This is a genomic window from Pseudomonas sp. LAIL14HWK12:I10 (genome assembly GCF_900184205.1).
Lineage (GTDB): Bacteria > Pseudomonadota > Gammaproteobacteria > Pseudomonadales > Pseudomonadaceae > Aquipseudomonas > Aquipseudomonas kermanshahensis.
In genome coordinates this window covers 440,756-466,136 of sequence record NZ_FXWU01000004.1, presented here as the reverse complement: position 1 = coordinate 466,136, position 25,381 = coordinate 440,756, and the positions used below count along the sequence as shown (strand labels likewise).

The following is a 25,381-nucleotide window of genomic DNA, read 5'->3' as shown; positions in this document are numbered from 1 at the left end:
TGCCTGGGGTTGCCGGGCTAATCAGGGGGAGAGGTGTTGCCTGCACTGGCCGCTTCGTGGGGAACCTGTGGGAGCGGGTTTACCCGCGAAGAGGCCGGTGCAGGTTGAAAAATCAATCAACACTCACACCGGAAAAATCATTGCGGCCAAAGGGGCTGACCTTGAAGTCGGAAACCTTGACACTGATCGGCTGGTTCACCGTGGAATGGGCCACCGGGGTAATCGGCACCTGTTGCTTGAGCCGCTGCTGGGCCTGGCGGTAGAGGGCGGTGCGCTGTTCGCGGTCGGTCACCTGCTTGGCCTGCTTGACCAGGCTGTCGTACTGCGGGTCGCACCACAGGGAGTAGTTGTTGCTGCCGATGGCGTCGCAGTTGTAGAGGGTGCCGAGCCAGTTGTCGGGGTCGCCGTTGTCGCCGGTCCAGCCAATCAGGGCGATGTCGTGCTCGCCGCTTTTCATGCGCTTGAGGTACTCGCCCCATTCGTAGCTGACGATGCGCACCTTGAAGCCCAGCTTGTTCCAGTCGGCCTGGAGCATCTCGGCCATGAGCTTGGCGTTGGGGTTGTACGGGCGCTGCACCGGCATGGCCCATAGGGTGACTTCGGTGCCGTCCTTGACCCCGGCCTGCTTGAGCAGTTGCTTGGCTTTTGCTGGGTCGAAGGGGGCGTCCTTGAGGCTGTCGTCGTAGGACCATTGGGTGGGCGGCATGGCGTTCACTGCCAGTTGCCCGGAGTCCTGATACACCGCCTGCAGGATCGCCTGCTTGTTGACTGCCATGTCCATGGCCTGGCGCACTTCCAGGCGGTCGAAGGGCGGGTGCTGGGTGTTGTAGGCGATGTAGCCGAGGTTGAAGCCGGGCCGTTGCAGCACCTCGAGTGTCTTGTCGGCCTTGAGCGCCGGCAGGTCGGCCGGCCGTGGGTGCAAGGTGACCTGGCATTCGTTGCGGCGCAGCTTCTGGATGCGCACCGAAGGGTCGGTATTGATCGAGAACACCAGGTTGTCGATCTTCACCTCATCCGGTGCCCAATAGTCCTTGTTGCCCTTGAAGCGGATCTGCGCGTCCTTCTGGTAGCGCTGGAACACGAACGGCCCGGTGCCGATGGGCTGTTGGTTGATGTCGCTGGGGCGCCCGCGGGTCATCAACTGCTCGGCGTATTCGGCAGACAGGATGGACGCGAAGCTCATGGCAAGGTTCTGGATGAACGCGGCGTCGACCTTGTTCAGGGTGAACACCACGGTCAGCGGGCCGGCCTTCTCGATGCGGGCGATGTTCTTGTCCAGGCCCATGCTGACGAAGTAGGGGAACTCGGTGGGGTAGGCCAGCCGGAACGGGTGGCCCTTGTCGAGCATGCGGTTGAAGGTGAACAGCACGTCGTCGGCATTGAAGTCGCGGCCTGGGGTAAACGCCTTGTTGGCGTGGAACTTCACGCCCTCGCGCAGGTGGAAGGTGTAGCGCAGGCCATCATCGGAAATGTCCCATTTGGTCGCCAGGGCCGGGTGCACGGCGGTGCCGCCGCGTTCGAATTCGACCAGGCGGTTGTAGATCGGCTCGGCGGCGTCGTTGTCGGTGGCGCTGGTGTACTGGGCGGTGTCGAAACCCGCCGGGCTGCCTTCGGAGCAGAACACCAGGTTTTTCGCGAGCAGGGCCGGGGATTGGCTCATCAGGCCCAGCGCGAGCAGGGTCGAAAGGGCGGTGGCATGGCGCATGGCAAGTCCTTGTTCGTCTGTTTCGCCGCCTCGGGGTACGAATGACGGCAACAGGTTGCCTATACCGCTGCGGGTAGCAGCAGGCAGGCGTGATGGGGGGTGGCTGTGGTGGGGCAGGCACCCGCCGCGCGGCGGGTGCCGGGGGCTACCCTATTAGTTGTCCACGCTGACGCCGTAGAAGGCATTCAGCCCAAACGGACTGATCTTGAAGTCCTTCACCTTGACACTCATGGGCTGGTACACGGTGGAGTGGGCGATCGGGGTGATCGGCACCTGCTGCTTGAGGATGTGCTGCGCCTGTTGATACAACTCGGTGCGTTTGGCTTGGTCAGAGGTGGCTTTGGCCTGTTTGATCAGGTCGTCGTAGGGCTTGTAGCACCACTTGGAGAAGTTGTTGCCGTCGATCGCATCACAGCCGTACAGGGTACCTAGCCAGTTGTCCGGGTCACCGTTGTCGCCGCTCCAGCCGATCAGCATGGCGCCCTGTTCGCCGCCTTTGGAGCGCTTGATATATTCGCCCCATTCATAGCTGACGATCTTCGCCTTGATGCCGATCTTGGCCCAGTCCGATTGCAGCATTTCGGCCATCAGCTTGGCATTGGGGTTGTACGGGCGTTGCACAGGCATGGCCCACAGGGTGATCTCGGTGCCCTCCGGGATGCCGGCTTGCTTGAGCAGCTGCTTGGCCTTTTCCGGGTCGTAGGGGGCGTCCTTGATGCTGTCGTCATAGGACCACTGGGTGGGCGGCATGCCGTTTACCGCCAGCTGGCCGGCACCCTGGTAAACCGATTCGATGATCTTTTTCTTGTCCACCGCCATGTCCAGTGCCTGACGCACTTCGAGCTTGGCCATGGGGTTGGGCACGCTGCTGCCCTTGATCTTGTCCATCACGTTGTAGGCAATGTAGCCGAGGTTGAAGCCGGCCTGTTGCGGCATCTGCAGGCTCTTGTCGGCCTTGAGCGGCTCGATGTCGGCCGGGCGCGGGAACAGCGTGACCTGGCACTCGCCTTTCTTGAGCTTCTGCATGCGCACCGAGGCATCGGTGGTGATGGCGAAGATCAGGTTTTCGAGCTTCACGTCCTCGGGTTTCCAGTAATCCTTGTTGCCCTTGAAGCGGATTTGCGCGTCTTTCTGGTACTTGCTGAACACGAATGGGCCGGTGCCGATCGGTTTCTGGTTGAGGTCGGCAGCCTTACCGCCTTTCAGCAACTGGTCGGCATACTCGGCCGACTGGATGGACGCGAAGCTCATCGCCAGGTTCTGGATGAACGCAGCGTCCACGTCGTTGAGGGTGAAGCGCACAGTGTGCTCGTCGACCTTCTCGAGCTTGGCGATGTTCTTGTCCATGCCCATGTCGGTGAAGTAGGGGAATTCGGTGGGGTAGGCCTTACGGAACGGGTGGTTCTTGTCGAGCATGCGGTTGAACGTGAACAGCACGTCATCGGCATTGAATGTGCGGGTGGGCTTGAAGTAGTCGGTGGTGTGGAACTTGACCCCTTCGCGCAGGTGGAAGGTGTAGGTCTTGCCGTCGTCGGACACTTCCCATTTAGTCGCCAGGCCCGGGATCACGGCGGTACCGCCGCGTTCGAACTGGGTCAGGCGGTTGAACACGGTCTCGGCCGAGGCGTCGAAGTCGGTTCCCGTCGTGTATTGCCCTGGGTCGAAGCCAGCCGGGCTGCCTTCGGAGCAGAACACCAGGTTGGACGCTGCGTGGGCGAGCGGGGCGCCGGCCAGCAAACCTGCGCCTAGCAAGAACGGAATGACTGCGTGTTTGAGCATGGTGGCCTCATTGTTGTCATTTTTGATTGAGGTGGCCTCGTGAGCCGACCTGAGGATACTTATGCAGGGGCTGTTCCCAATGCAACACTCAGAAGGATAGTTGGCGCCAGAAAGGTGGCACGAGCGTACATGGATGTCGCATCGGTATAACTTTCGACGAAGTTGAACGTTTGCGCGGGCAAAATGATGGCAATTGCAGGATGTTTCGAGGGGGAGGAATCTGTAAGCCGCACCTTAAAAGTGCGTAGGAAATGTCTTAAATTGCAGAATTGGGGCTGCTTTGCAGCCCAGCGCGACGCAAGGCCGCTCCTACAGGTGCAGCACAAGCCTTAGGCTCTGCGCTGCCCCTGTGGGAGTCGGCTTGCCGGCGATTGGGCCGCAAGGCGGCCCCATTCAGATCAGGGCATCTGAACTTCGATCAAACCATCGGCATTCATGCTCACTTCGCTGGTACCCGCTTCGATATCCGGCGCCGGCGCCGCTTCGTCAGCGCCCATGGCTTTCATGGCCATCGGTGCGCTGCGCAGGTACGGGCGTGGGTAGCCGCTGCTGTTGAGGTTCAGGTTGACCACTTTGTAGCCCTTGCCACCCAGCGCCTCGGTGGCCAGCTGTGCGCGTGCCTTGAAGGCATTGACCGCGTCCTTGAGCAAATCATCTTCGCTGGCCTTGCGCGTGGCCGGGGCGATGGAGAAGTCCATGCCGCCCATTTTCAGGTCTTGCAGCAGGTCGGCGGTCAATTGCGACAGGGCCGGGAAGTTGGCGCTTTCCAGGCGGAGCTCGGCGCGTTCACGCCAGCCGGTGATTTTCTGCCCTTTGCTGTCATAGACCGGGTAGCTGTTGCGGCTGCCCTGGCTGATCTTCACATCCTTGACCTGGCGAGACTGCTGCACAGCCTTGTTCATGGTCTCGGTGATCTCTTTGGCAAGTTTGCCCGGGTCGGTGTTCTGCGCTTCGCTGTAGAGGGTCACGACCATCAGGTCGCGTGGCACTTCCTTGCTGACTTCGGCACGCAGCGACACCTGGTTGAAGCGCGGCTCATCGGCCGCCAGCGCAGGCAGGCTGGCGAGCAGGCCGCAAGACAGGATCAAGGCAGTGCCGCGACGAGGGATTTGCATGTAAGACTCCTTGGCAATAAAAGGGCGTGGGTGCTGGCTCTCCATTCCACGCATGGCCCATCAGACCGGGAACAGTGTAGTGGGTTCAAAAGTGCCATCATGAACCTGTGACAAAGTGTGGCGCTTTGCCGCATCGCTGCAGCGAGGCGCCCGGCTTCGGTATACTCCAGCCGATTTTCTGGAGCACTCATCAGGAGAGCTCATGCTCGCCGACGTACAACCGTTGTCCGCTACACGTCAGAACCTCTGGCGCCTGACTGTTATTCGCGTGCTGGTCCTGGCTGCCCAGGCAGGCTCCGTGGGCGTCGCCTACTGGACCGACCTGCTGCCCTTGCCGTGGTTTTCGCTGGCGGCGACGCTGGCCCTGTCGTCCATCCTGTGCGCCTTCACTGCGTTGCGCCTGCGCCTGTCGCTGCCGGTCACCGAAATGGAATATGCACTGCAGCTTGCCTGCGACCTGCTGATCCACAGTGCCTTGCTGTATTACTCCGGCGGCTCGACCAACCCGTTCGTTTCGTATTACCTGGTGCCGCTGGCCATTGCTGCGGTGACCTTGCCCTGGCTCTATTCGCTGATTCTTTCGGGCATTGCCCTGACGGCCTACAGCCTGCTGCTGGTGCAGTTCTACCCGCTGGAAGGGCTGCCGCTGGCGCGCGACAAGATGCAGGTCTACGGCATGTGGCTGAGCATCGCCCTGGCGGCAGCGGTCATCACCTTCTTTGCCGCGCGCATGGCCGAAGAACTCCGTCGCCAGGAACAACTGCGTTCCGAGCGCCGTGAGGAGAGCCTGCGCGATGAGCAGTTGCTGGCCGTGGCCACCCAGGCCGCTGGCGCTGCCCACGAACTGGGCACCCCGCTGGCGACGATGAGCGTGCTGCTCAACGAAATGCGCCAGGACCACCCCGACCCGCTGTTGCAGGAAGACCTGCAGATCCTTCAGGACCAGGTCAAACTGTGCAAGGAGACCTTGCAGCAACTGGTGCGTGCTGCCGAGGCCAACCGCCGCCTGGCGATGGTCGAGCAGGACGTTACTGCCTGGCTGGACGAAGCGCTGAACCGTTGGCACCTGATGCGGCCCGAGGCCAGCTACCGCTTCCAGCGCCTCAGGGATGGCCAGGTACCGCGCCTGACCCCGCCACCGGACCTGACCCAGGCGCTGCTGAACCTGCTGAACAATGCAGCCGACGCGTGTCCGGACGACCTTGAGGTGCGCCTTGACTGGGACGCCCAGGACATTGTCATCAGTATCCGTGACCATGGCCCCGGTGTACCCCCAGCGATCGCCGAGGCGATTGGCAAACCCTTTATTACCACCAAGGGCAAAGGCTTCGGCCTGGGCCTGTTCTTGAGCAAGGCCAGCGTGACGCGTGCGGGCGGTTCGGTGAAACTCTATAGTCATGAGCAGGGTGGCACCCTGACCGAATTGCGCCTGCCCCATGGCAAGCGAGGAGATGAATGATGAGTGACGAAACCCAGCTTGAAAGCGAAGAGCTGCCGCACCTGCTGCTGGTGGATGACGATGCCACCTTCACCCGGGTCATGGCGCGCGCCATGAGCCGTCGCGGGTTCCGCGTGAGCACTGCAGGCTCCGCCGAAGAAGGGCTGATCCTGGCCCAGCAGGACCTGCCTGACTACGCCACGCTGGACCTGAAGATGGAAGGCGACTCGGGGCTTGTGCTGCTGCCCAAGCTGCTGGAGCTGGACCCGGAAATGCGCGTGGTGATCCTGACGGGTTATTCCAGCATCGCCACCGCGGTGGAGGCGGTCAAGCGCGGCGCCTGCAACTACCTGTGCAAGCCGGCCGATGCCGACGATGTACTGGCTGCGTTGCTTTCCGAGCATGCCGACCTGGATGCCCTGGTGCCGGAAAACCCGATGTCGGTCGACCGCCTGCAGTGGGAGCACATCCAGCGTGTGCTGAACGAGCACGAGGGCAATATCTCGGCCACGGCGCGGGCGCTGGGCATGCACCGGCGGACCTTGCAGCGCAAACTGCAGAAGCGGCCGGTTCGGCGCTGAATCGGCGTTGACCCTTTCGCGGGGCAAGCCCGCTCCCACAGGGACACCACTGAGCCCGAGAAGGGTGGTTACCTGTGGGGGCGGGCTTGCCCGCGAAGGGGCCGGCACTGACAGAAATTGCCCTGTATCACATCCCGATCCCCGCAACTCGCAGCCGTTGACGTATCATTAGCCCCCTAACGGCAACTCCCTGCAGGATCGCTTGCGCATGCTCGCCCTTCTTATCCAGACGCTGAACATCACGGCACCTGTATTCGCCATGCTGTTCATGGGCGTGCTGCTCAAACGCATCCACCTGATCGACGACAACTTCAACCGCGTCGCCTCACAGCTGGTGTTCAACGTCTGCATGCCGGCGCTGCTGTTCCTCGGCATCTACCACGCCGACCTGGCAACGGCGGTCAAACCGGGCGTGCTGCTGTATTTCGTCGCGGCCACCCTGGTTGGCTTTGGTGTGGCCTGGGGGCTGGCCATCTGGCGTTGCCCGCCAGCGGACCGCGGCATCTACACCCAAGGCGCGTTTCGCGGCAACAACGGCGTAATCGGCCTGGCCCTGGCCGCCAGCCTGTATGGCGACTACGGCATCTCGCTGGGCGCGGTGCTGGCAGGCCTGGTGATCCTCCTGTACAACTCGCTGTCGGCGGTGGTGCTGGCGGTGTACAGCCCGGACCTCAAGTCCGACCCGTGGAGCATTTGCAAGAACATCTTCAGCAACCCATTGATCATCAGTGTGCTGGTGGCAACGCCCATGGCCTATGGCCAGGTGCCGTTGCCCAACTGGTTGCTCACTTCAGGCGACTACCTGGCGCAGATGACCTTGCCGCTGGCATTGATGTGCATCGGTGGCACCCTGTCGCTGGCGGCGCTGCGTGACAGTGGCAGGCTGGCCATCGATGCCAGCCTGGTGAAGATGGTCTGGTTGCCGCTGATCGGCACACTGGGTGCGTGGCTGTGCGGGTTCCGCGGTGCCGAGCTGGGCATTTTGTTCCTGTATATCGGTAGCCCGACGGCGGCAGCCAGCTATGTCATGGCGCGGGCGGCCAACGGCAACCATGAGTTGGCGGCTTCGATCATCGTGATCACTACGCTAATGGCGGCGATCACCACCAATATCGGTATTTTCATCTTGCAGTGGGGCGGATGGATCTAGATCCTTGACTGCAAATAACAGCAATAACACTGCCTCACTGAGCTAAAGGACACTTCATGCAAGACCAGAGCACGCCCGAGCGCTTGCAGCGCGGGCTGAAGAATCGCCATATCCAGCTGATCGCACTGGGTGGGGCCATCGGCACCGGGCTGTTCCTGGGGATCGCCCAGACCATTCAACTGGCCGGCCCTTCCGTTTTGCTGGGCTACGCCATCGCCGGCCTGATGGCTTTCTTCATCATGCGCCAGTTGGGCGAAATGGTGGTCGAAGAGCCGGTAGCCGGCAGCTTCAGCCACTTCGCCCACCAGTATTGGAGCGAGTTCGCAGGCTTCGTCTCGGGCTGGAACTACTGGGTGGTGTACGTGCTGGTGGGCATGGCCGAACTGACCGCCGTGGGCATCTATGTGCAGTACTGGTGGCCCGATTTCCCCACCTGGGCGACGGCGGCGATCTTCTTCGTGGCGATCAACCTCATCAACCTGACCCAAGTGAAGGTCTACGGGGAGATGGAGTTCTGGTTCGCATTGGTCAAGGTAGTGGCCATCGTCAGCATGATTGGCTTTGGTGCCTGGTTGCTGAGCAGCGGCCACGGCGGCCCGGATGCCAGCGTGGCCAACCTGTGGCAATACGGCGGGTTCTTCCCGAATGGCGTTACTGGCCTGATCATGGCCTTGGCTGTGATCATGTTCTCTTTCGGTGGGCTGGAGCTGGTGGGTATCACCGCCGCCGAGGCAGATAACCCGCGCCAGAGCATCCCCAAGGCCACCAACCAGGTGGTCTACCGCATCCTGATTTTCTACATCGGCGCCCTGGCGGTGCTGTTGTCGCTGTACCCGTGGCAGAAGGTGGTGCAGGGGGGCAGCCCGTTCGTGATGATTTTCCATGAGCTGGACAGCGACCTGGTGGCGACCATCCTCAATGTCGTGGTGCTGACGGCGGCGCTGTCGGTCTACAACAGCTGCGTCTACGCCAACAGCCGCATGCTGTTCGGCCTGGCCAGCCAGGGTGATGCGCCGCGCCAGCTGCTCAAAGTCAGCCGCAGTGGTGTGCCGCTGACGGCGCTGGGTGTTTCGGCGTTTGCCACGGGCATGTGCGTACTGATCAACTACCTGATGCCGGGTGAAGCCTTTGGCTTGCTGATGGCCCTGGCAGTGTCGGCGCTGGTGATCAACTGGGCGAGCATCAGCATCACCCACCTCAAATTCCGCAAAGCCAAGCTGGCGTCGGGTATTACCCCGTTCTACCAGAGCTGGGGGCACCCGGTTACCAATTACCTGTGCCTGGCGTTCATCGTGCTGATTCTGGTCGTGATGTACCTGACGCCGCCGATTCGCATCTCGGTGATGCTGATTCCGGGTTGGATTGCGGTGCTTTGGGTCGCGTTCCGGTTGAAGAAGGCCCGGCAGGGCTGAGGGCTTGTGGCGCCCTCCGCTGGCCTCAGTGCTGCCGCCGCCACGCACGTACGGTGGTGTACAGCAGCACCAAGGCCAGCACTGGCAGGACATAGAACAGCATGAGCCGCTCCAGGCGGCCGGCCAATGGCATGCCGGTGGTAAAGGCCACCACATGCAGCCCATAGGCCAGGTACAGGCAGAGAAACACCAGGCCTTCAGCGCGGGTGATCCGGTAGCCCGAATAGAACACGGGCAGGCTCAAGACGGCGACGCCCAGCATCACGGGCAGGTCGAAGGCCAGCGCGTTGGGTGAGATCGACAGCGGTTCAGGGGTGATCAGCGCGGTCAGGCCCAGCACGCCCAGCAGGTTGAACAGGTTGCTGCCGATCACCGTGCCAACGGCGATTTCCCGTTCGCCGCGAAGGGCGGCAATCATCGCGGCGGCCAGCTCTGGCAATGACGTGCAGACCGCGACCACGGTCAGGCCGATGATGCGTTCGGAAAGGCCCAGGTCAGTCGCCACCTCAACGGCGGCTTCCAGTAGCAAGTGGCCGGCCAGGCTCAGCAGGCCAAGGCCAAGCGCAATCTGCAGCAGCGTGCTTGACCAAAAGCGTGCACCACTGACCTTGATGTTGCTGGGTGCGGGGTAGGTGCGAGCGTAATGGCGTGATTGATGCCAGAGCATGACCAGGTAGCCCACCAGCGCCAGCAACAGCAGCAGGCCCTCCCCGCGGCCCAGGTAGCCATTGGCGGCCAGCGCATACACCAGCGCACTGGCGACGATCATCAAGGGGATGTCCAGCCGAACCAGTTGGCGTGAAACACGCAGCGGGATGATCAGCGCGGCCAGGCCAAGAATCACCAGTACGTTGAAGATGTTGCTGCCAATCACGCTGCCGACGGCGACATCCGGTGCGCCCTGGAAGGCGGCCTGTAGGCTTACCGTAAGCTGCGGTGCGGTGCTGCCGAAGGCTACCAGGCTCAGCCCGATGATCAGTGGGCGCACGTGCAGGCGCAAGGCCAGGCGCAGGGCCATGCGTACCAACAGCTCGGCACCGCAGGCCAGCAGCAACAAGGCGACGCCCAGTTGCAGGAGGCTGAAGGTGGGAAGGGTGGCCAGGTCGAAAATGGTCAGGGCTCCAGTAGGGTCAGTCGCTCAGACCTTGTACCCGCACGCGCGCCGTTCCGCTACGGAGCATGCCGATTTTTTCTGCTGCAGCGCGTGACAAGTCGATCAGCCGGCCGCGTGTGTGCGGGCCGCGGTCATTGATGCGCACCACCACGCTGCGTTGGTTGGCGAGGTTGGTGACCAGCACGCGGCTGCCGAACGGCAGGCTGCGGTGAGCGGCGGTAAGGCCGTGCTGGTTGAACGGTTCGCCACTGGCCGTGCGTTTGCCGTGGTGGCGCGAGCCGTAATAGGAGGCGGTGCCGGTCTTGTCGTAGCCGCGGGGGTCGATATCGTGGCTGGCGCAGCCGGCCAGCAGGGAGAACAAGGCGAGGGTGCCGAGGGATCGTTTTAGCAAGTCAAAGGCTCTCCAGTGCGACCATTCGCGGGCAAGCCCGCTCCCACAGGTATGTCAGCGTCTGTGAGAGCGGCGCTGTACCTGTGGGAGCGGGCTTGCCCGCGAACGAGGGCGAAGCCCTCGCAGGATTACAGGGTCAAAACAATCACCCTTCGAGCTTGGCTTTGAGCAATTGGTTCACTTGCCCCGGGTTGGCCTTGCCCTTCGATGCCTTCATCGCCTGGCCGACGAAGAAGCCGAACATCTTGCCGCGCTTGGCCTCGTCGGCGGCGCGGTACTGTTCGACCTGTTCGGCATTGGCAGCCAGCATTTCGTCGAGCATCTTGTCGATCGCACCGGTGTCGGTGACCTGCTTCAGGCCACGGCTCTCGATGATGCTGTCGGCATCGCCTTCACCGGCGGCCATGGCCTCGAACACGGTTTTGGCGATCTTGCCGCTGATGGTGTTGTCACTGATACGCAGCAACATGCCACCCAGCTGCTCGGCGCTGACCGGCGCCTGGTCGATCTCGACACCCAGCTTGTTCAGCAGGCTGCCCAGCTCGACCATGACCCAGTTGGCTGCCAGCTTGGCGTCGCCACCAATCTTCACCACTTGCTCGAAGTAGTCTGCCTGTTCGCGGCTCGATGCCAGCACGTTCGCGTCGTAGGCCGACAGGCCGTACTGGCTTTGGAAGCGCTCCACCTTCTGTGGTGGCAGCTCTGGCAGGCCGGCGCGGATGGTGTCGAGGAAGCTGTCCTCGATGACCACCGGCAGCAGGTCTGGGTCGGGGAAGTAACGGTAGTCGTTGGCTTCCTCCTTGCTGCGCATGGAGCGGGTCTCGTCCTTGTTCGGGTCGTACAGGCGGGTTTCCTGGATGACCTTGCCACCGTCTTCGATCAGGTCGATCTGGCGCTGGATCTCGCTGTTGATCGCGCGTTCGATGAAGCGGAACGAGTTGACGTTCTTGATCTCGCAGCGGGTACCGAACTCGGCCTGGCCTTTTGGCCGGATCGACACGTTGCAGTCGCAGCGCAGCGAGCCTTCGGCCATGTTGCCGTCGCAGATGCCCAGGTAGCGCACCAGGGCGTGGATCGCCTTGACGTAGGCCACGGCTTCTTTGGCGCTACGCATGTCCGGCTCGGAAACGATTTCCAGCAGCGGCGTGCCGGCGCGGTTCAGGTCGATGCCGGTGGAGCCGCTGAAGTCTTCGTGCAGGCTCTTGCCGGCGTCTTCCTCCAGGTGCGCACGGGTCACGCCGATGCGCTTGATGGTGCCGTCTTCCAGGGCGATGTCCAGGTGGCCCTTGCCGACGATCGGCAGGTCCATCTGGCTGATCTGGTAGCCCTTGGGCAGGTCGGGGTAGAAGTAGTTCTTGCGCGCGAACACGTTGCGCTTGCCGATCTCGGCATCGATCGCCAGGCCGAACATGCACGCCATGCGCACGGCTTCCTGGTTCAGCACCGGCAGTACGCCGGGCATGCCCAAGTCAACCAGGCTGGCCTGGGTGTTCGGCTCGGAGCCGAAGGTGGTGGCGCTGCCGGAGAAGATCTTCGACTGGGTGGCGAGCTGAGTATGAATTTCCAGCCCGATCACAACTTCCCATTGCATGTGTGAACTCCTCAGAAGCCGTTGGGGGCGCGGGTGTGCCAGTCGGTCACTTGCTGGTAGCGGTGCGCGACGTTGAGCAGGCGGCCTTCCTGGAAGTAGGGCGCCAGCAGTTGCACGCCGACCGGCAGGCCATCGACGAAGCCAGCCGGCATCGACAGGCCCGGCAGGCCCGCCAGGTTGGCGGTGATGGTGTAGACGTCTTCCAGGTAGGCGGCGACGGGGTCGCTGCTCTTGGCGCCGAGCTTCCAGGCCGGGTTCGGCGTGGTCGGGCCGAGGATCAGGTCAACACCTTCGAACGCGGCCATGAAGTCGTTCTTGATCAGGCGACGAATCTGCTGGGCTTTGACGTAGTAGGCGTCGTAGTAACCGGCCGACAGGGCGTAGGTGCCCACCATGATGCGGCGCTGCACTTCGGCACCGAAGCCTTCGCCACGGGAACGCTTGTACAGGTCGGTCAGGTCTTTTGGCGCTTCGCAGCGGTAGCCGAAGCGCACGCCGTCGAAACGCGACAGGTTGGAGGATGCCTCAGCAGGCGCGATCACGTAGTACGCCGGGATGGCGTGCTGCATGTTCGGCAGGCTGATTTCCTTGACCACGGCGCCGAGTTTTTCCAGCTCCTTGACGCTGGCTTGCACCAAGTCAGCGATGCGCGGGTCCAGGCCTGCGCCGAAGTATTCCTTCGGCAGGCCGATGCGCAGGCCTTGCAGCGAAGCGTTGAGGTTGGCGCTGTAGTCCGGCACCGGCTCTTCGATGCTGGTGGAGTCCTTGGTATCGAAACCGGCCATGCCTTGCAGCAGCAGCGCGCAGTCTTCGGCCGTGCGGGCCAGCGGGCCGCCTTGGTCGAGGCTGGAGGCGTAAGCGATCATGCCCCAGCGCGAAACACGACCGTACGTCGGTTTCAGGCCAGTCAGGTTAGTCAGCGCTGCCGGCTGTCGGATCGAGCCGCCAGTGTCGGTGCCGGTGGTGGCCGGCAGCAGGCGCGCGGCGACTGCCGCAGCCGAGCCGCCCGACGAACCGCCCGGGACGTGCTCCAGGTTCCACGGGTTTTTCACCGGGCCGTAGTGGCTGGATTCGTTGGCCGAACCCATGGCGAATTCGTCCATGTTGGTCTTGCCCAGGGTGACCATGCCGGCTTCAGCCAGCTTGGCGACCACGGTGGCATCGTACGGCGCCTTGAAGTTGTCGAGCATCTTCGAGCCACAGCTGGTGCGTACGCCGTTGGTGCAGAACAGGTCCTTGTGGGCAATTGGCGCACCCAGCAGGGCGCCAGCCTCGCCAGCGGCGCGACGGGCGTCAGCGGCACGGGCCTGGCCCAGGGCCAGTTCCTCGGTGACGCTGATGAAGCTGTTGATTTGCGGGTCGAGCTGTTTGATGCGCGCCAGCAGGGCGCCCGTCAGCTCTTCGGAAGAAAACGACTTGTCGGCGAGTCCGCGGGCGATCTCGGCCAGGGTCAATTGGTGCATGGCAGGCTCTATCCCTTACTCGATGACTTTGGGAACCAGGTACAGACCGCTTTCGGTCGACGGTGCGATGGCCTGGTAGGCCTCGCGCTGGTTGCTTTCGGTGACCTGGTCGGGACGCAGTCGCTGGCTGGCCTCCAGGGGGTGGGCCAGGGGCTCGATGCCAGTGGTGTCGACCGCTTGCATCTGGTCGACCAGCCCGAGAATGCTGTTCAGTGCATCGGTAATGCGTGGCAGTTCGCCATCATTCAGCCCCAGACGGGCCAGATGGGCGATCTTTTCCACGTCGCAGCGTTCAAGCGCCATGGGGATCTCCAGGGGAAACAAAGAACGGAATTAGGGTCCGTGATGAGGAACATGTCGGCATTCTGGCGGTCATACGGCCGCGATCATCTGCTGGCGTGCTCGGAAAAACGACCAATTTAACATATTGGCTCCTTGCCCAAAATCCCTGCCATTGTTAGAGTTTGCCGCACTTTTTTACCCACGCTTTCCCCAGGGTCACTTTCCCATGTTCAAGAAACTGCGTGGCATGTTTTCCAGCGATCTTTCCATCGACCTGGGTACTGCCAACACCCTTATTTACGTGCGTGAGCGCGGTATCGTCCTGAATGAGCCCTCGGTTGTTGCCATCCGTACCCATGGCAATCAGAAAAGCGTCGTCGCCGTCGGTACCGAAGCCAAACGCATGCTGGGCCGTACGCCCGGCAACATTGCTGCCATTCGTCCGATGAAGGACGGCGTCATTGCCGACTTCAGCGTTTGTGAAAAAATGTTGCAGTATTTCATCAACAAGGTTCACGAGAACAGCTTCCTGCAGCCCAGCCCTCGCGTGCTGATCTGCGTGCCGTGCAAGTCGACCCAGGTAGAGCGCCGCGCGATTCGCGAGTCGGCCCTGGGTGCCGGTGCCCGTGAAGTGTTCCTGATCGAAGAGCCAATGGCCGCCGCCATCGGTGCCGGCCTGCCGGTCGAAGAAGCCCGTGGTTCGATGGTCGTCGATATCGGTGGTGGTACCACTGAAATCGCCCTGATCTCGTTGAACGGCGTGGTTTACGCCGAATCCGTCCGCGTCGGCGGCGACCGCTTCGACGAAGCCATCGTGACCTACGTGCGCCGCAACTACGGCAGCCTGATCGGCGAGTCCACCGCCGAGCGCATCAAGCAGGAAATCGGCACCGCCTACCCAGGTGGCGAAGTGCGCGAAGTTGATGTCCGCGGCCGTAACCTGGCCGAAGGCGTACCGCGTGCCTTCACCCTGAATTCCAACGAAGTGCTGGAAGCCCTGCAAGAATCCCTGGCGACCATCGTCCAGGCGGTCAAAAGCGCCCTGGAGCAATCGCCGCCGGAGCTGGCCTCCGACATCGCCGAGCGTGGCCTGGTGCTGACCGGTGGTGGCGCACTGCTGCGCGACCTCGACAAACTGCTGGCCCAGGAAACTGGCCTGCCGGTGATCGTTGCCGAGGACCCGCTGACCTGTGTCGCCCGTGGCGGCGGTCGCGCCCTGGAGATGATGGACAAGCACGCGATGGACCTGCTCTCCAGCGAGTGATGCTGCTCGCTGTTCCTGAGCGCCCGGTTTACAGGTAGCACGCACAGTGCTACCTGTATGCGCTGGGCTGGCGTCCGTCCGGGCGTCGTTTCCGTCAACCCGCAACCAGGCTGGTGCGTTGTCCCATGTCCAATGACCTCCTGAGTCGTCCACGAGGAACGGCCCATTAAACCGCTTTTCTCCAAGGGCCCTTCGCTGGGCGTTCGTCTGCTCGTATTGGTGGTGCTGTCGGTCGCGCTGATGGTGGTCGATGCGCGCTTTGCCGTGCTCAAACCCGTGCGCAGCCAGATGGGCCTGGTATTGATGGAGTCGTACTGGATCACCGATTTGCCGCAGCGTTTGTGGCAAGGCGTGGCAGGCCAGTTCGGCAGCCGTACCGAACTCATCGCGGAAAACGAAAAACTCAAGACCGAGGCCCTGCTGTTGCAGGGGCGCCTGCAGAAGCTGGCGGCCCTGACCGAGCAGAACGTGCGCTTGCGTGAACTGCTCAACTCATCCGCCCTGGTCAACGAAAAGGTTGAAGTGGCCGAGTTGATCGGCGTCGACCCCAACCCGTTCACCCACCGCATCCTGATCAACAAGGGCGAGCGCGATGGCGTGTTCCTCGGCCAGCCGGTGCTCGATGCCCGCGGCCTGATGGGCCAAGTGGTCGAGTTGATGCCCTACACCTCGCGGGTACTGTTGCTGACCGATACCACCCACAGCATTCCGGTACAGGTCAACCGCAACGGCCTGCGCGCCATCGCCAGTGGCACCGGCAACCCGGAGCGCCTGGAGCTACGCCATGTGGCCGATACCGCCGACATCAAGGAAGGCGACCTGCTGGTCAGTTCCGGCATGGGCCAGCGCTTCCCCGCGGGTTACCCGGTGGCCACGGTCAACGAAGTGATTCACGACTCCGGCCAGCCGTTCGCCATCGTTCGCGCCATCCCTACCGCCGCGCTCAACCGCAGCCGCTACATGCTGCTGGTGTTCAGCGACCGACGCAGCCCGGAGCAACGCGCCACTGACGCTGCGATCGCGCAGGAAGAGGCCGATCGCAAAGGCACGTCGGTCGGCGTCCAGCCTGGCGCCAATGGCGAGCAGGGCGCACCTGCCACCCCGGCGGCGACGCCTGCAGCACCTGCAGCCGCTACCCCGCAGCCCACCGCGGCCCCTGCAGCGCCGGCCACGCCTGCGGCAGCGCCCGCCCAACCTCGGAGGCAATGATGGCTGCATCACGCCGTAATAATGGCTGGGTCATCTGGCTGACGTTCGCCATCGGCCTGCTGCTCAGCGTTTCGCCGATGCCGCAGTTCATGGAAGTGTTCCGGCCTATGTGGCTGGCGCTGCTGGTGTCGTTCTGGACACTTGCGGTCCCAAGCAAGGTCGGCATGACCACGGCCTTTGTGCTAGGGCTGGCCGAGGATGTGCTGTATGGCACGTTGCTGGGGCAGAACGCGCTGATCCTGACCTTGATCACCTTCCTGGTGCTGTCATTGCAACAGCGCCTGCGCATGTTCCCGATGTGGCAGCAGAGCCTGGTGATTCTGGTGATTTTCGGTATTGCCCAGTTGATCCAGCTGTGGCTCAGTGCCTTGACCGGTAACCGCCTGCCGACCTTGGCGCTGGTGTGGTCAGCCGTCATCAGTGCCTTGCTCTGGCCATGGATCAGCTTTGCCCTGCGCGACCTGCGCCGACGCTTGCGTATAAATTGACGGCGTTGCCGCGACTGACAGGGAGATGTCTACATGAACCCGCTTTACCTGGCCTCTGGCTCGCCACGTCGTCGTGAATTGCTGACCCAGATCGGCGTACCGTTCACCACGGTCAGCGCCCCCATCGATGAAACCCCGCTCGCCGACGAAGGCGCCGCAGCCTATGTCGAGCGCCTTGCCCGGGCCAAGGCAGAGGCTGGCCTGGCCTGCCTCCAGGGCCCGGCTGTCGTCCTGGGCGCAGATACGGCGGTGGTCCTCGAAGGCCGTATTCTCGGTAAACCCGAAAACCGTGAACATGCCCTGGCCATGCTGGCCGACCTGTCTGGCCGCGAGCATCAGGTGCTGACGGCTGTCGCCCTGAGCGATGGCCAGCGCAGGCAAAGCCTGTGCGTCACCAGCAACGTCCGTTTTCGTACCATCAGCGCCGATGAAGCTGCCCGTTATTGGGCCAGTGGCGAGCCTGCCGACAAAGCCGGTGGCTATGCCATCCAGGGGCTGGCGGCGGTATTCGTCACCGCCCTGACGGGCAGCTACTCCGCCGTGGTCGGCTTGCCGTTGAGCGAGACCGCCGATTTGCTGGCCCAGTTCGGCATTGCCTGCTGGCAATTGCCCGCGCTTTCTTCAGAGGTAACAAACCCGCGGTAGCCAGTACCGCGTACGCGATCCATCATTATCCAAGACCTTTGACGAGAGCCTGCCATGAGTGAAGAGATCCTGATCAACATCACCCCGATGGAGTCACGTGTGGCGGTGGTGGAAAACGGGGTGCTGCAGGAAGTGCACGTCGAGCGCACCCTGCGCCGCGGCATCGTCGGCAATATCTACAAGGGCAAGGTGGTGCGCGTGCTGCCCGGCATGCAGGCGGCCTTCGTCGACATCGGCCTGGAGCGGGCGGCGTTCATCCACGCCTCGGAGATCTCCCAGCGCGAAGGCTCGGCGGTAGAGAACATTACCGCGCTGGTGCATGAAGGCCAGGCCCTGGTGGTACAGGTGACCAAAGACCCGATCGGCACCAAGGGCGCACGCCTGACAACGCAGTTGTCGATCCCTTCGCGTTACCTGGTGTACATGCCGCGCAGCAGCCATGTCGGTATTTCCCTGAAGATCGAAGACGAAGCTGAGCGTGATCGCCTCAAGCAGGTAGTCAGCAGCTGCATGGACAGCGAGAACATCAAGGATGCCGGTGGTTTCATCTTGCGTACTGCCGCCGAAGGCGCGCGCGCTGAAGAAATCCTGCAGGACATTCGCTACCTGCGCCGCCTGTGGGAACAGATCGGCAGCCAGATCCAGAGCTGCGGCGCACCCACGGTAATCTACGAAGACCTCGGCCTGGCACTGCGTACCCTGCGCGACCTGGTCAACCCGAAGATCGAGAAAATCCGCATCGATTCGCGCGAAACGTTCCAGAAAACCACGCAGTTCGTCGGCGAACTGATGCCCGAAATCGCCGATCGCCTCGAGCATTACCCTGGCGAACGGCCGATCTTTGACCTGTACGGCGTCGAAGACGAGATTCAGCGCGCCCTGGAGCGCAAGGTGCCGCTCAAATCCGGTGGCTACCTGGTGGTCGACCCGGCTGAAGCGATGACCACCATCGACGTCAACACCGGTGCCTTTGTCGGCCATCGCAACCTCGAAGAGACCATCTTCAAGACCAACCTCGAAGCCGCCACCGCCATTGCCCGGCAACTGCGCCTGCGCAACATCGGCGGCATCATCATCATCGACTTCATCGACATGGAAGATGAAGAGCATCAGCGCCAGGTGCTGCGCACCCTGGAAAAACAGCTCGAGCGTGATCACGCCAAGACCAACATCATTGGCATTACCGAGCTGGGCCTGGTGCAGATGACCCGCAAGCGCACCCGCGAGAGCCTCGAGCAGGTGCTGTGCGAGCCGTGCCTGGCTTGCCAGGGGCGCGGCAAGCTGAAAACCCCCGAGACCATCTGCTACGAAATCTTCCGTGAAATCCTGCGCGAGGCACGTGCCTATCAGGCCGAGGGCTACCGCGTGCTGGCCAATCAGAAGGTGGTCGACCGGCTGCTGGACGAAGAGTCCGGCAACGTTGCGGAGCTTGAAACCTTCATCGGCCGAACTATCCGCTTCCAGGTCGAGTCGATGTACTCGCAGGAACAATACGATGTGGTGCTGCTCTGAGGCTTCGCGAAACGCGCCACAGGATGGCCGGGCTGGCAAAACCGGCACTTAGGGCCATCATGGATAAACGACCTGGAGGGCCATGGCCATGGGACGTCTGAACCGCGTTCTTGCCGCCTCGACCCGCTGGGGGCTGGGCATTTGCGCGCTGCTGGCGGTGTTGGTGGCGCTGTACGTTAGCGTTGGCCGGCAACTGGTGCCGCTGGTGGCCGAATACCGGGCCGATGTCGAGCACAAGGCCGAGCAAGCGTTGGGCTTGCCGGTGCACGTTGGTGCCCTGGAGGGCCGCTGGAGCGGGCTTGCGCCTGTACTGCGCGTTCGCGACCTGCAATTGGGCGAAGGTGCTGGCGCGTTACGCCTGGACGAGGTCAAGCTGGTGCCAGACCTCTGGGCCAGCCTGACCTCCCGTGAGGTGCGCCTGGCACGTATCCAGCTGGGTGGCTTGCAACTGATCCTGCGCGAAGACGCGCAAGGCGCCTGGAACCTCGAAGGGCTGCCGAAGAAGGATGATGCCCCGCTCGACCCCGCCGAGTTGCTGCAGCGCCTGCGTCAACTGGGGCGCATCGATGTGTTCGACAGCCAAGTAACCCTGCATCCCTGGCAGCGCGACCCCCTGACCTTGACCTACGTGAGCGTGGGCTTGCAGGCCGGTGCCTCGCGCCAGGCCCTCGACCTGCGCGCCACGCTGCCTGACGGCCAGCCCCTGGCGCTGAACCTGCGCAGCCGCGCGTCGGCCGATGCCTGGCGCGATGGCCAAGTTACCGCCTACCTGAGCCTGCCGCAAAGCGACTGGGCACGCTGGTTGCCGCCGAGCCTGCTGGGCAAGTGGCACGCCAGCGCATTGCGCGCGGGTGGCGAGTTCTGGGTCGACTGGGGCAAAGGCCAGTTGCAGCAAGCCGTGGTCCGGCTCAATGCGCCCCAGCTACAAGGCGCTTATGCCGAGCGCAAAGCAGCGACCTTGGAGAACCTGGCGTTGTCTGCGTGGTTCCAGCGCAACGAGCAAGGTTTTGATGTGATGGTCGATTCCCTGGCCATGAATATCGGCAAGAACCGTTGGGAATCCCACCTTCAATTACGTCAGCGCCCAGGGCAGGTCCCCGCTGATGAGCGCTGGCAAGTGCAGGCCGACCGCCTCGACCTCACCCCCTTGACCCCGTTGATCGATGCCTTGGCACCGTTGCCGGACAACCTCATGGCCGTGGTCGATGGCCTGAACGTCACCGGCGCGCTGCGCAACGTGCGCCTGGAGGCGCGGCCCAAAGCCGAAGGCGACCAGCGCCTGCAGTTTGCCGCCAACCTGGAGAAGGTTGGTTTCAACGCATACCACGGTGCCCCCGCGGCCGGCAATGTCAGCGGCAGCGTCAGTGGTGACCTGGGGCACGGCGAGCTGCGGCTGGATACTGATGCGTTCATGCTGCACCTGTACCCGATCTTCGCCAAACCCTGGCATTACCAGCAGGCCAATGCGCGCCTGACCTGGGCCCTCGACAAAGAAGGCTTCACCCTCGTCGCGCCCTACCTGAAGGTACTGGGCGAGGAGGGCAAGATCGCCGGTGACTTCCTCATTCGCCTGCTGTTCGAAGAGGGCCGCGAGGACTACATGGACCTGCGCGTCGGCTTGACCGAGGGCGATGGCCGCTACACGGCCAAGTACCTGCCCGAAGTGCTGAGCCCGGCCCTCGACGAATGGCTGCGCAGTGCGATCGTCAAAGGCACCGTGGACGAGGGCTACTTCCAGTACCAGGGCTCGCTGAACCATGGCGCCGCGCCAGAGGCGCGCAGTATCAGCCTGTTCTTCAAGGTGCGCGACGCGGTGTTGGACTTCCAGCCCGGCTGGCCACAGGTGCAGCAGGTGGACGGTGATGTGCTGATCGAGGACAGCGGTGTGCGCATCAAGGCTCACCATGGCCTGTTGCTCGACACCAAGGTCAGTGACGTCAGTGTCGATATCCCCCACGTCGAGGGTGACCAGCACAGCCACCTGTATCTCGATGGCGATTTCGACGGCGGCCTGGACGACGGCCTGAAAATTCTCAAAGAGGCGCCGATCGGCACGGGCGAGATCTTCGCCGGCTGGGAAGGCGAGGGCCCGCTCAAGGGCAAGGTCAAGCTCGATATCCCTCTGGCCCACGGGGAACGGCCCAAGGTTCAGGTGGACTTCGCCACCGCTGATGCCCGCCTCAAGGTGGCCCCGCCTAGCTTGGAGTTGAACCGCCTGAAAGGCGACTTCAGCTTCGATTTAGACAAAGGGCTCAGTGGCAAGAACATCAGCTTGCAGGCGTTCGGCAAGCCGGTCACCGCGCAGATCGTTGCCGAGGGCGCGCCAGGGCAGATGCAGACCCGCATCAACGCCAATGGCCAGGTCGCGCTGAAGGCGCTGACCGAGTGGCTGCAATTCAACCAGGCCTTGCCGGCCTCGGGCGACTTGCCATATCAGTTGCAGCTCAACCTCGGCAGCCGGGACAACAGCCTTAGCGTCAATTCCTCACTCAAGGGCCTTGCCATCGACTTGCCTGCGCCCTTCGGCAAGGCCGCTGCGGACACCCGTGACAGCCGTTTCAGCATGAACCTGCAAGGCTCGGAGCGGCGCATTGACGCCGGTTATGCCGACCTCGCGCGCTTCGCCTATGCCGCGCCTTCCGACAAGCTGGCCCAGGGCCGCGGCGAATTGCTGCTGGGCACGGGGCAGGCGCAAGTACCGGCCGGCCAAGGCTTGCGCGTACGTGGGCGCCTGGAAACACTCGACCTGGCCCCGTGGCAGGCCAAGGTGGCCAGCCTGGGCGGTGATGACCCCGGTGGCAGTGCGCGGCAGATCCTGCAAAGCGTCGACCTGAGCATTGGCCAACTGAAGGCCTTCGGCATGGACCTCAACCAGGCGGTGGTACGCCTGGCCCGGGGTGGCCCTGCGTGGGACCTGCGGCTGGACAGCAAGGAAGTCATCGGCAACGCACGCGTGCCGGATGCCAAGGGCGCGCCCATGTCGATTCGCTTGCAGACCTTGCGCCTGCCGGCGGCCGACCCGGCCCAGGCCCAGGCCGAGGAAGGGCCTGACCCGTTGGCCTCGTTCGACCCGCGCAAGGTACCTGCGCTGGACCTGAGCATCGACAAGCTCTACCGCGGCGACGACCTGTTCGGCAGCGCCTCGATCAAGCTGCGCCCAACCGCGCGCGGCGTGTCGGCAGACGATATCGACCTGGACTTCAAAGGCCTGCACATCGACGGCGGCGGTGGTTGGGAAGGCCAGCCGGGCAGCACCAGCAGCTGGTACAAAGGGCGCCTGGATGGCAAGAACCTGGCCGATGTGCTCAAGGCGTGGGGGTTCGCGCCTACCGTGACCAGCCGCGATTTCCGCCTGGATGTCGATGGCCGTTGGCCCGGTTCGCCTGCTTGGGTGGGCCTGAACCGCTTCTCCGGGAGTATGGACGCGGCGTTGCGTACTGGCCAGTTTGTCGAAGTTGAAGGCAGTGCCCAGGCCTTGCGCGTGTTCGGCCTGCTCAATTTCAACTCCATCGGCCGTCGCCTGCGCCTGGACTTCTCCGACCTGTTCGAAAAAGGCCTGGCCTATGACCGGGTCAAAGGCCTGCTGGTGGCCAGTAATGGCGTGTACGTGACCCGTGAACCGATTACGGTGACCGGCCCTTCGAGCAACTTCGAGCTCGAGGGCACCCTGGACATGGTCCGTGACCGGGTGGATGCCAACCTGCAAGTGACCCTGCCGGTCACCAACAACCTGCCGCTGGCTGCGTTGATCGTAGGTGCTCCAGCGGTCGGGGGCGCGCTGTTCCTTGTGGATCGGTTGATCGGCGACCGGGTCTCACGTTTTGCCAGCGTGCATTACCGCGTCGAGGGGCCGTGGAAAGAGCCTAGAATCACATTTGTGAAACCTTTCGAGAAATAGCGCCAGGAGTAGTCATGAAGGCAGCGGTGATCCAGATGGTCAGCCAGGACGACGTGCTGGCCAACCTGCAGCGGGCCGGCGCCCTGCTTGAGCAGGCCGCGCTCGGTGGCGCACGCCTGGCCGTGCTGCCAGAGAACTTCGCTGCGATGGGGCGCAAGGATGCTGCGGCGATCGGGCGTGCCGAAGCCTTGGGGGAAGGGCCGATCCTGCCCTGGTTGAAACGCACGGCGCGCGACCTCAAGTTATGGATTGTCGCCGGCACGTTGCCGTTGCCACCGGTCGGCCAACCTGATGCCAAGGCCCATGCCTGCTCGTTGTTGATCGATGAAGACGGTGAAGTGGCCGCGCGCTATGACAAGTTGCACCTGTTCGACGTGGACGTCGCCGACAACCGCGGCCGTTATCGCGAGTCTGACGATTATGCCCATGGCGCACAGGTGGTGGTGGCCGATACCCCGGTGGGGCGCCTGGGCTTGAGCGTATGCTATGACCTGCGCTTCCCCGAGTTGTACAGCGCATTGCGCGCAGCCGGGGCAGAACTGATCACCGCACCTGCCGCCTTCACGGCGGTGACGGGGGCGGCGCACTGGGACGTGCTGATTCGCGCGCGCGCCATCGAGACACAGTGCTACCTGTTGGCCGCAGCACAGGGCGGCACCCATCCAGGGCCACGGGAAACCCATGGCCATGCAGCGATCATCGACCCTTGGGGGCGGATCGTTGCGCAGCAGGCGCAGGGCGAAGCGGTATTGCTCGCCGAGCGCGACATTGACGAACAAGCGTCCATTCGGGCGCGCATGCCGGTGGTATCGCACCGGCGCTTTTTCTCGCAGGACGCCTTGCGGCCTGCGCACACCTCGGAGTGACTATGAGCCAGATGTTATCCACCGTCAGCGAGCAGCTCCTGGCCCCAGGCGGATTGACCCTGGACAGCCTGCAGGCTGTGCTGGGTGAGTTGGCCGGCCCGGGCATCGATGCCGCCGACTTGTATTTCCAGGGCCAGATCTCGGAAACCTGGGCGCTCGAGGACGGCATCGTCAAAGAGGGCAGCTTCAACCTGGATCAGGGCGTGGGCGTACGTGCCCAATCCGGTGAAAAGACCGGCTTCGCCTACAGCAATGCTATCAACCTGGAAGCCTTGACCTCGGCCGCCCGCGCCGCGCGTTCGATTTCCCGCGCTGGGCAGAATGGCACGGTACAGGCGTTCCGTAGCCAGGATGTGACCGCCCTGTATGCTCCGGACAACCCGCTGGATGTGCTGACGCGCGCCGAAAAGGTCGACCTGCTCAAGCGTGTCGACGCGGCGACCCGTGCGCTGGACCCGCGTATCCAGCAGGTCAGCGTGAGCATGGCCGGGGTCTGGGAGCGCATTCTCATCGCCGCGGCTGACGGCAGCCTGGCCGCCGACGTGCGCCCGCTGGTGCGTTTCAACGTCAGCGTCATCGTCGAACAGAATGGCCGCCGCGAACGCGGTGGCCAGGGCGGTGGCGGGCGTACCGACTACCGGTTCTTCACCGAAGACAAGGTCATGGGCTATGCCCGTGAGGCCTTGCGCCAAGCGCTGGTGAACCTGGAGGCGATTCCTGCGCCGGCGGGCACCTTGCCGGTGGTGCTGGGCTCGGGTTGGTCGGGCGTGTTGTTGCATGAAGCGGTGGGCCATGGCCTGGAAGGCGACTTCAACCGCAAGGGCAGCTCGGCGTTCAGTGGCCGCATCGGTGAGCAGGTGGCGTCAAAGCTGTGCACCATCGTCGACGACGGCACCCTTGAAGGCCGCCGTGGCTCACTGAGCGTGGATGACGAAGGCACCCCGACCGAGTGCACCACGCTGATCGAAAACGGTGTGCTCAAAGGCTACATGCAGGACAAGCTGAACGCCCGCCTGATGGGCATGGCGGTGACCGGCAACGGCCGTCGCGAGTCCTACGCGCATCTGCCGATGCCACGTATGACCAACACCTACATGCGTGCCGGCGAGAGCGACCCGCAAGAAATCATCGCCTCGGTGAAAAAAGGCATCTACTGCGCCAACCTTGGTGGTGGCCAGGTGGATATCACCAGCGGCAAGTTCGTGTTCTCCACCAGTGAGGCGTACTTGATCGAGGACGGCAAGATTACTGCGCCGGTCAAAGGGGCAACGCTGATTGGTAACGGACCGGAGGCGATGAGCCGCGTGTCGATGGTCGGCAATGACCTGGCCCTGGACAGTGGTGTCGGGACTTGCGGCAAGGATGGGCAATCGGTGCCGGTAGGGGTAGGGCAGCCGACGCTGAAGCTGGATGCGATCACAGTTGGCGGTACTGGCGCGTGATGGCGTTGGGGACCGCTTTGCGGTCCTTTCGCAGCG

General features: G+C 63.2%; 20 protein-coding genes. 12 read left to right on the top strand and 8 right to left on the bottom strand.

Annotated features, from left to right (window positions below; genetic code table 11):
- Nucleotides 1-112 precede the first annotated feature (112 nt).
- From QOS90_RS12300 to QOS90_RS12290, 3 genes are all read right to left on the bottom strand, one after another.
- Complete coding sequence (locus tag QOS90_RS12300) at nucleotides 113-1,705, bottom strand: ABC transporter substrate-binding protein (RefSeq protein ID WP_085272651.1); 1,593 nt, start codon at nucleotides 1,703-1,705, stop codon at nucleotides 113-115.
- 153 nt (nucleotides 1,706-1,858) lie between these two features.
- Nucleotides 1,859-3,484, bottom strand: a complete 1,626-nt coding sequence (locus tag QOS90_RS12295; protein WP_027595578.1) for an ABC transporter substrate-binding protein — start codon at nucleotides 3,482-3,484, stop codon at nucleotides 1,859-1,861.
- A 398-nt stretch (nucleotides 3,485-3,882) separates the two neighbouring features.
- Complete coding sequence (locus QOS90_RS12290; RefSeq protein WP_027595579.1) at nucleotides 3,883-4,599, bottom strand: SIMPL domain-containing protein; 717 nt, start codon at nucleotides 4,597-4,599, stop codon at nucleotides 3,883-3,885.
- A gap of 202 nt (nucleotides 4,600-4,801) precedes the next feature.
- On the opposite strand from QOS90_RS12290, the gene QOS90_RS12285 reads away from it, so the two are divergent.
- From QOS90_RS12285 to QOS90_RS12270, 4 genes are all read left to right on the top strand, one after another.
- Nucleotides 4,802-6,058 carry an ATP-binding protein gene (locus QOS90_RS12285; RefSeq protein ID WP_027595580.1) on the top strand — a complete coding sequence of 419 codons (1,257 nt, stop codon included), beginning with the start codon at nucleotides 4,802-4,804 and terminating at the stop codon, nucleotides 6,056-6,058.
- Complete coding sequence (locus QOS90_RS12280; protein WP_027595581.1) at nucleotides 6,058-6,618, top strand: response regulator transcription factor; 561 nt, start codon at nucleotides 6,058-6,060, stop codon at nucleotides 6,616-6,618. Before QOS90_RS12285 ends, QOS90_RS12280 begins: the two co-directional genes overlap by 1 nt.
- 208 nt (nucleotides 6,619-6,826) lie before the next feature.
- Nucleotides 6,827-7,768, top strand: coding sequence for an AEC family transporter (locus tag QOS90_RS12275; protein WP_085272652.1), 942 nt, complete (start codon nucleotides 6,827-6,829; stop codon nucleotides 7,766-7,768).
- Between the two features lie 56 nt (nucleotides 7,769-7,824).
- Nucleotides 7,825-9,180 carry an amino acid permease gene (locus QOS90_RS12270; RefSeq protein ID WP_027595583.1) on the top strand — a complete coding sequence of 452 codons (1,356 nt, stop codon included), beginning with the start codon at nucleotides 7,825-7,827 and terminating at the stop codon, nucleotides 9,178-9,180.
- A 25-nt stretch (nucleotides 9,181-9,205) separates the two neighbouring features.
- Here the strand turns inward: QOS90_RS12270 and QOS90_RS12265 are convergent, their stop codons facing one another.
- From QOS90_RS12265 to gatC, 5 genes are all read right to left on the bottom strand, one after another.
- Entirely contained in the window at nucleotides 9,206-10,249 is a 1,044-nt protein-coding gene (locus QOS90_RS12265; protein ID WP_027595584.1) for a calcium/sodium antiporter, read from the bottom strand.
- Between the two features lie 61 nt (nucleotides 10,250-10,310).
- Nucleotides 10,311-10,685, bottom strand: coding sequence for a septal ring lytic transglycosylase RlpA family protein (locus tag QOS90_RS12260; protein ID WP_027595585.1), 375 nt, complete (start codon nucleotides 10,683-10,685; stop codon nucleotides 10,311-10,313).
- A 145-nt stretch (nucleotides 10,686-10,830) separates the two neighbouring features.
- Nucleotides 10,831-12,276: an Asp-tRNA(Asn)/Glu-tRNA(Gln) amidotransferase subunit GatB gene (gatB, locus tag QOS90_RS12255; RefSeq protein ID WP_085272653.1), complete on the bottom strand. Its 1,446-nt coding sequence runs from the start codon at nucleotides 12,274-12,276 to the stop codon at nucleotides 10,831-10,833.
- Nucleotides 12,277-12,287: 11 nt separating this feature from the next.
- A complete protein-coding gene (gene gatA / locus QOS90_RS12250) occupies nucleotides 12,288-13,739 on the bottom strand; it encodes an Asp-tRNA(Asn)/Glu-tRNA(Gln) amidotransferase subunit GatA (RefSeq protein WP_085272654.1) in 1,452 nt (483 codons plus the stop codon).
- 15 nt (nucleotides 13,740-13,754) lie between these two features.
- Entirely contained in the window at nucleotides 13,755-14,042 is a 288-nt protein-coding gene (gene gatC / locus QOS90_RS12245) for an Asp-tRNA(Asn)/Glu-tRNA(Gln) amidotransferase subunit GatC (RefSeq protein WP_027595588.1), read from the bottom strand.
- 205 nt (nucleotides 14,043-14,247) lie between these two features.
- On the opposite strand from gatC, the gene mreB reads away from it, so the two are divergent.
- The 8 genes from mreB (at nucleotide 14,248) to tldD (ending at nucleotide 25,345) form a co-directional block, all read left to right on the top strand.
- Nucleotides 14,248-15,285 (top strand): rod shape-determining protein MreB, encoded by a 1,038-nt coding sequence (gene mreB / locus QOS90_RS12240; RefSeq protein ID WP_003255163.1) that lies wholly within the window; start codon nucleotides 14,248-14,250, stop codon nucleotides 15,283-15,285.
- Between the two features lie 195 nt (nucleotides 15,286-15,480).
- Entirely contained in the window at nucleotides 15,481-16,494 is a 1,014-nt protein-coding gene (mreC, locus tag QOS90_RS12235; RefSeq protein WP_371098497.1) for a rod shape-determining protein MreC, read from the top strand.
- Nucleotides 16,494-16,982, top strand: coding sequence for a rod shape-determining protein MreD (mreD, locus tag QOS90_RS12230; protein WP_027595590.1), 489 nt, complete (start codon nucleotides 16,494-16,496; stop codon nucleotides 16,980-16,982). Before mreC ends, mreD begins: the two co-directional genes overlap by 1 nt.
- A gap of 33 nt (nucleotides 16,983-17,015) precedes the next feature.
- Nucleotides 17,016-17,627 carry a Maf family protein gene (locus QOS90_RS12225; protein WP_085272655.1) on the top strand — a complete coding sequence of 204 codons (612 nt, stop codon included), beginning with the start codon at nucleotides 17,016-17,018 and terminating at the stop codon, nucleotides 17,625-17,627.
- Between the two features lie 54 nt (nucleotides 17,628-17,681).
- The gene (rng, locus tag QOS90_RS12220; RefSeq protein ID WP_027595592.1) at nucleotides 17,682-19,139 is read left to right on the top strand and encodes a ribonuclease G; all 1,458 of its coding nucleotides are present in this window, start codon (nucleotides 17,682-17,684) and stop codon (nucleotides 19,137-19,139) included.
- 82 nt (nucleotides 19,140-19,221) lie between these two features.
- Entirely contained in the window at nucleotides 19,222-23,037 is a 3,816-nt protein-coding gene (locus QOS90_RS12215; protein WP_085272656.1) for a YhdP family protein, read from the top strand.
- Between the two features lie 14 nt (nucleotides 23,038-23,051).
- Nucleotides 23,052-23,903, top strand: coding sequence for a carbon-nitrogen hydrolase family protein (locus tag QOS90_RS12210; protein WP_027595594.1), 852 nt, complete (start codon nucleotides 23,052-23,054; stop codon nucleotides 23,901-23,903).
- A 2-nt stretch (nucleotides 23,904-23,905) separates the two neighbouring features.
- On the top strand, nucleotides 23,906-25,345 hold the full coding sequence (gene tldD, locus QOS90_RS12205) for a metalloprotease TldD (RefSeq protein WP_027595595.1): 1,440 nt from the start codon (nucleotides 23,906-23,908) through the stop codon (nucleotides 25,343-25,345).
- Nucleotides 25,346-25,381: the final 36 nt, after the last annotated feature.

What these genes read in the sequence shown, in the direction of transcription:
- QOS90_RS12300 (WP_085272651.1), bottom strand. Translation starts at nt 1,705, where the DNA reads ATGCGCCATGCCACCGCCCTTTCGACCCTGCTCGCGCTGGGCCTGATG.
- QOS90_RS12210 (WP_027595594.1), top strand. Translation starts at nt 23,052, where the DNA reads ATGAAGGCAGCGGTGATCCAGATGGTCAGCCAGGACGACGTGCTGGCC.
- QOS90_RS12225 (WP_085272655.1), top strand. Translation starts at nt 17,016, where the DNA reads ATGAACCCGCTTTACCTGGCCTCTGGCTCGCCACGTCGTCGTGAATTG.
- QOS90_RS12295 (WP_027595578.1), bottom strand. Translation starts at nt 3,484, where the DNA reads ATGCTCAAACACGCAGTCATTCCGTTCTTGCTAGGCGCAGGTTTGCTG.
- QOS90_RS12290 (WP_027595579.1), bottom strand. Translation starts at nt 4,599, where the DNA reads ATGCAAATCCCTCGTCGCGGCACTGCCTTGATCCTGTCTTGCGGCCTG.
- QOS90_RS12215 (WP_085272656.1), top strand. Translation starts at nt 19,222, where the DNA reads ATGGCCATGGGACGTCTGAACCGCGTTCTTGCCGCCTCGACCCGCTGG.
- QOS90_RS12285 (WP_027595580.1), top strand. Translation starts at nt 4,802, where the DNA reads ATGCTCGCCGACGTACAACCGTTGTCCGCTACACGTCAGAACCTCTGG.
- mreD (WP_027595590.1), top strand. Translation starts at nt 16,494, where the DNA reads ATGGCTGCATCACGCCGTAATAATGGCTGGGTCATCTGGCTGACGTTC.
- QOS90_RS12270 (WP_027595583.1), top strand. Translation starts at nt 7,825, where the DNA reads ATGCAAGACCAGAGCACGCCCGAGCGCTTGCAGCGCGGGCTGAAGAAT.
- gatA (WP_085272654.1), bottom strand. Translation starts at nt 13,739, where the DNA reads ATGCACCAATTGACCCTGGCCGAGATCGCCCGCGGACTCGCCGACAAG.
- QOS90_RS12280 (WP_027595581.1), top strand. Translation starts at nt 6,058, where the DNA reads ATGAGTGACGAAACCCAGCTTGAAAGCGAAGAGCTGCCGCACCTGCTG.
- mreB (WP_003255163.1), top strand. Translation starts at nt 14,248, where the DNA reads ATGTTCAAGAAACTGCGTGGCATGTTTTCCAGCGATCTTTCCATCGAC.
- gatB (WP_085272653.1), bottom strand. Translation starts at nt 12,276, where the DNA reads ATGCAATGGGAAGTTGTGATCGGGCTGGAAATTCATACTCAGCTCGCC.
- rng (WP_027595592.1), top strand. Translation starts at nt 17,682, where the DNA reads ATGAGTGAAGAGATCCTGATCAACATCACCCCGATGGAGTCACGTGTG.
- QOS90_RS12275 (WP_085272652.1), top strand. Translation starts at nt 6,827, where the DNA reads ATGCTCGCCCTTCTTATCCAGACGCTGAACATCACGGCACCTGTATTC.
- tldD (WP_027595595.1), top strand. Translation starts at nt 23,906, where the DNA reads ATGAGCCAGATGTTATCCACCGTCAGCGAGCAGCTCCTGGCCCCAGGC.
- gatC (WP_027595588.1), bottom strand. Translation starts at nt 14,042, where the DNA reads ATGGCGCTTGAACGCTGCGACGTGGAAAAGATCGCCCATCTGGCCCGT.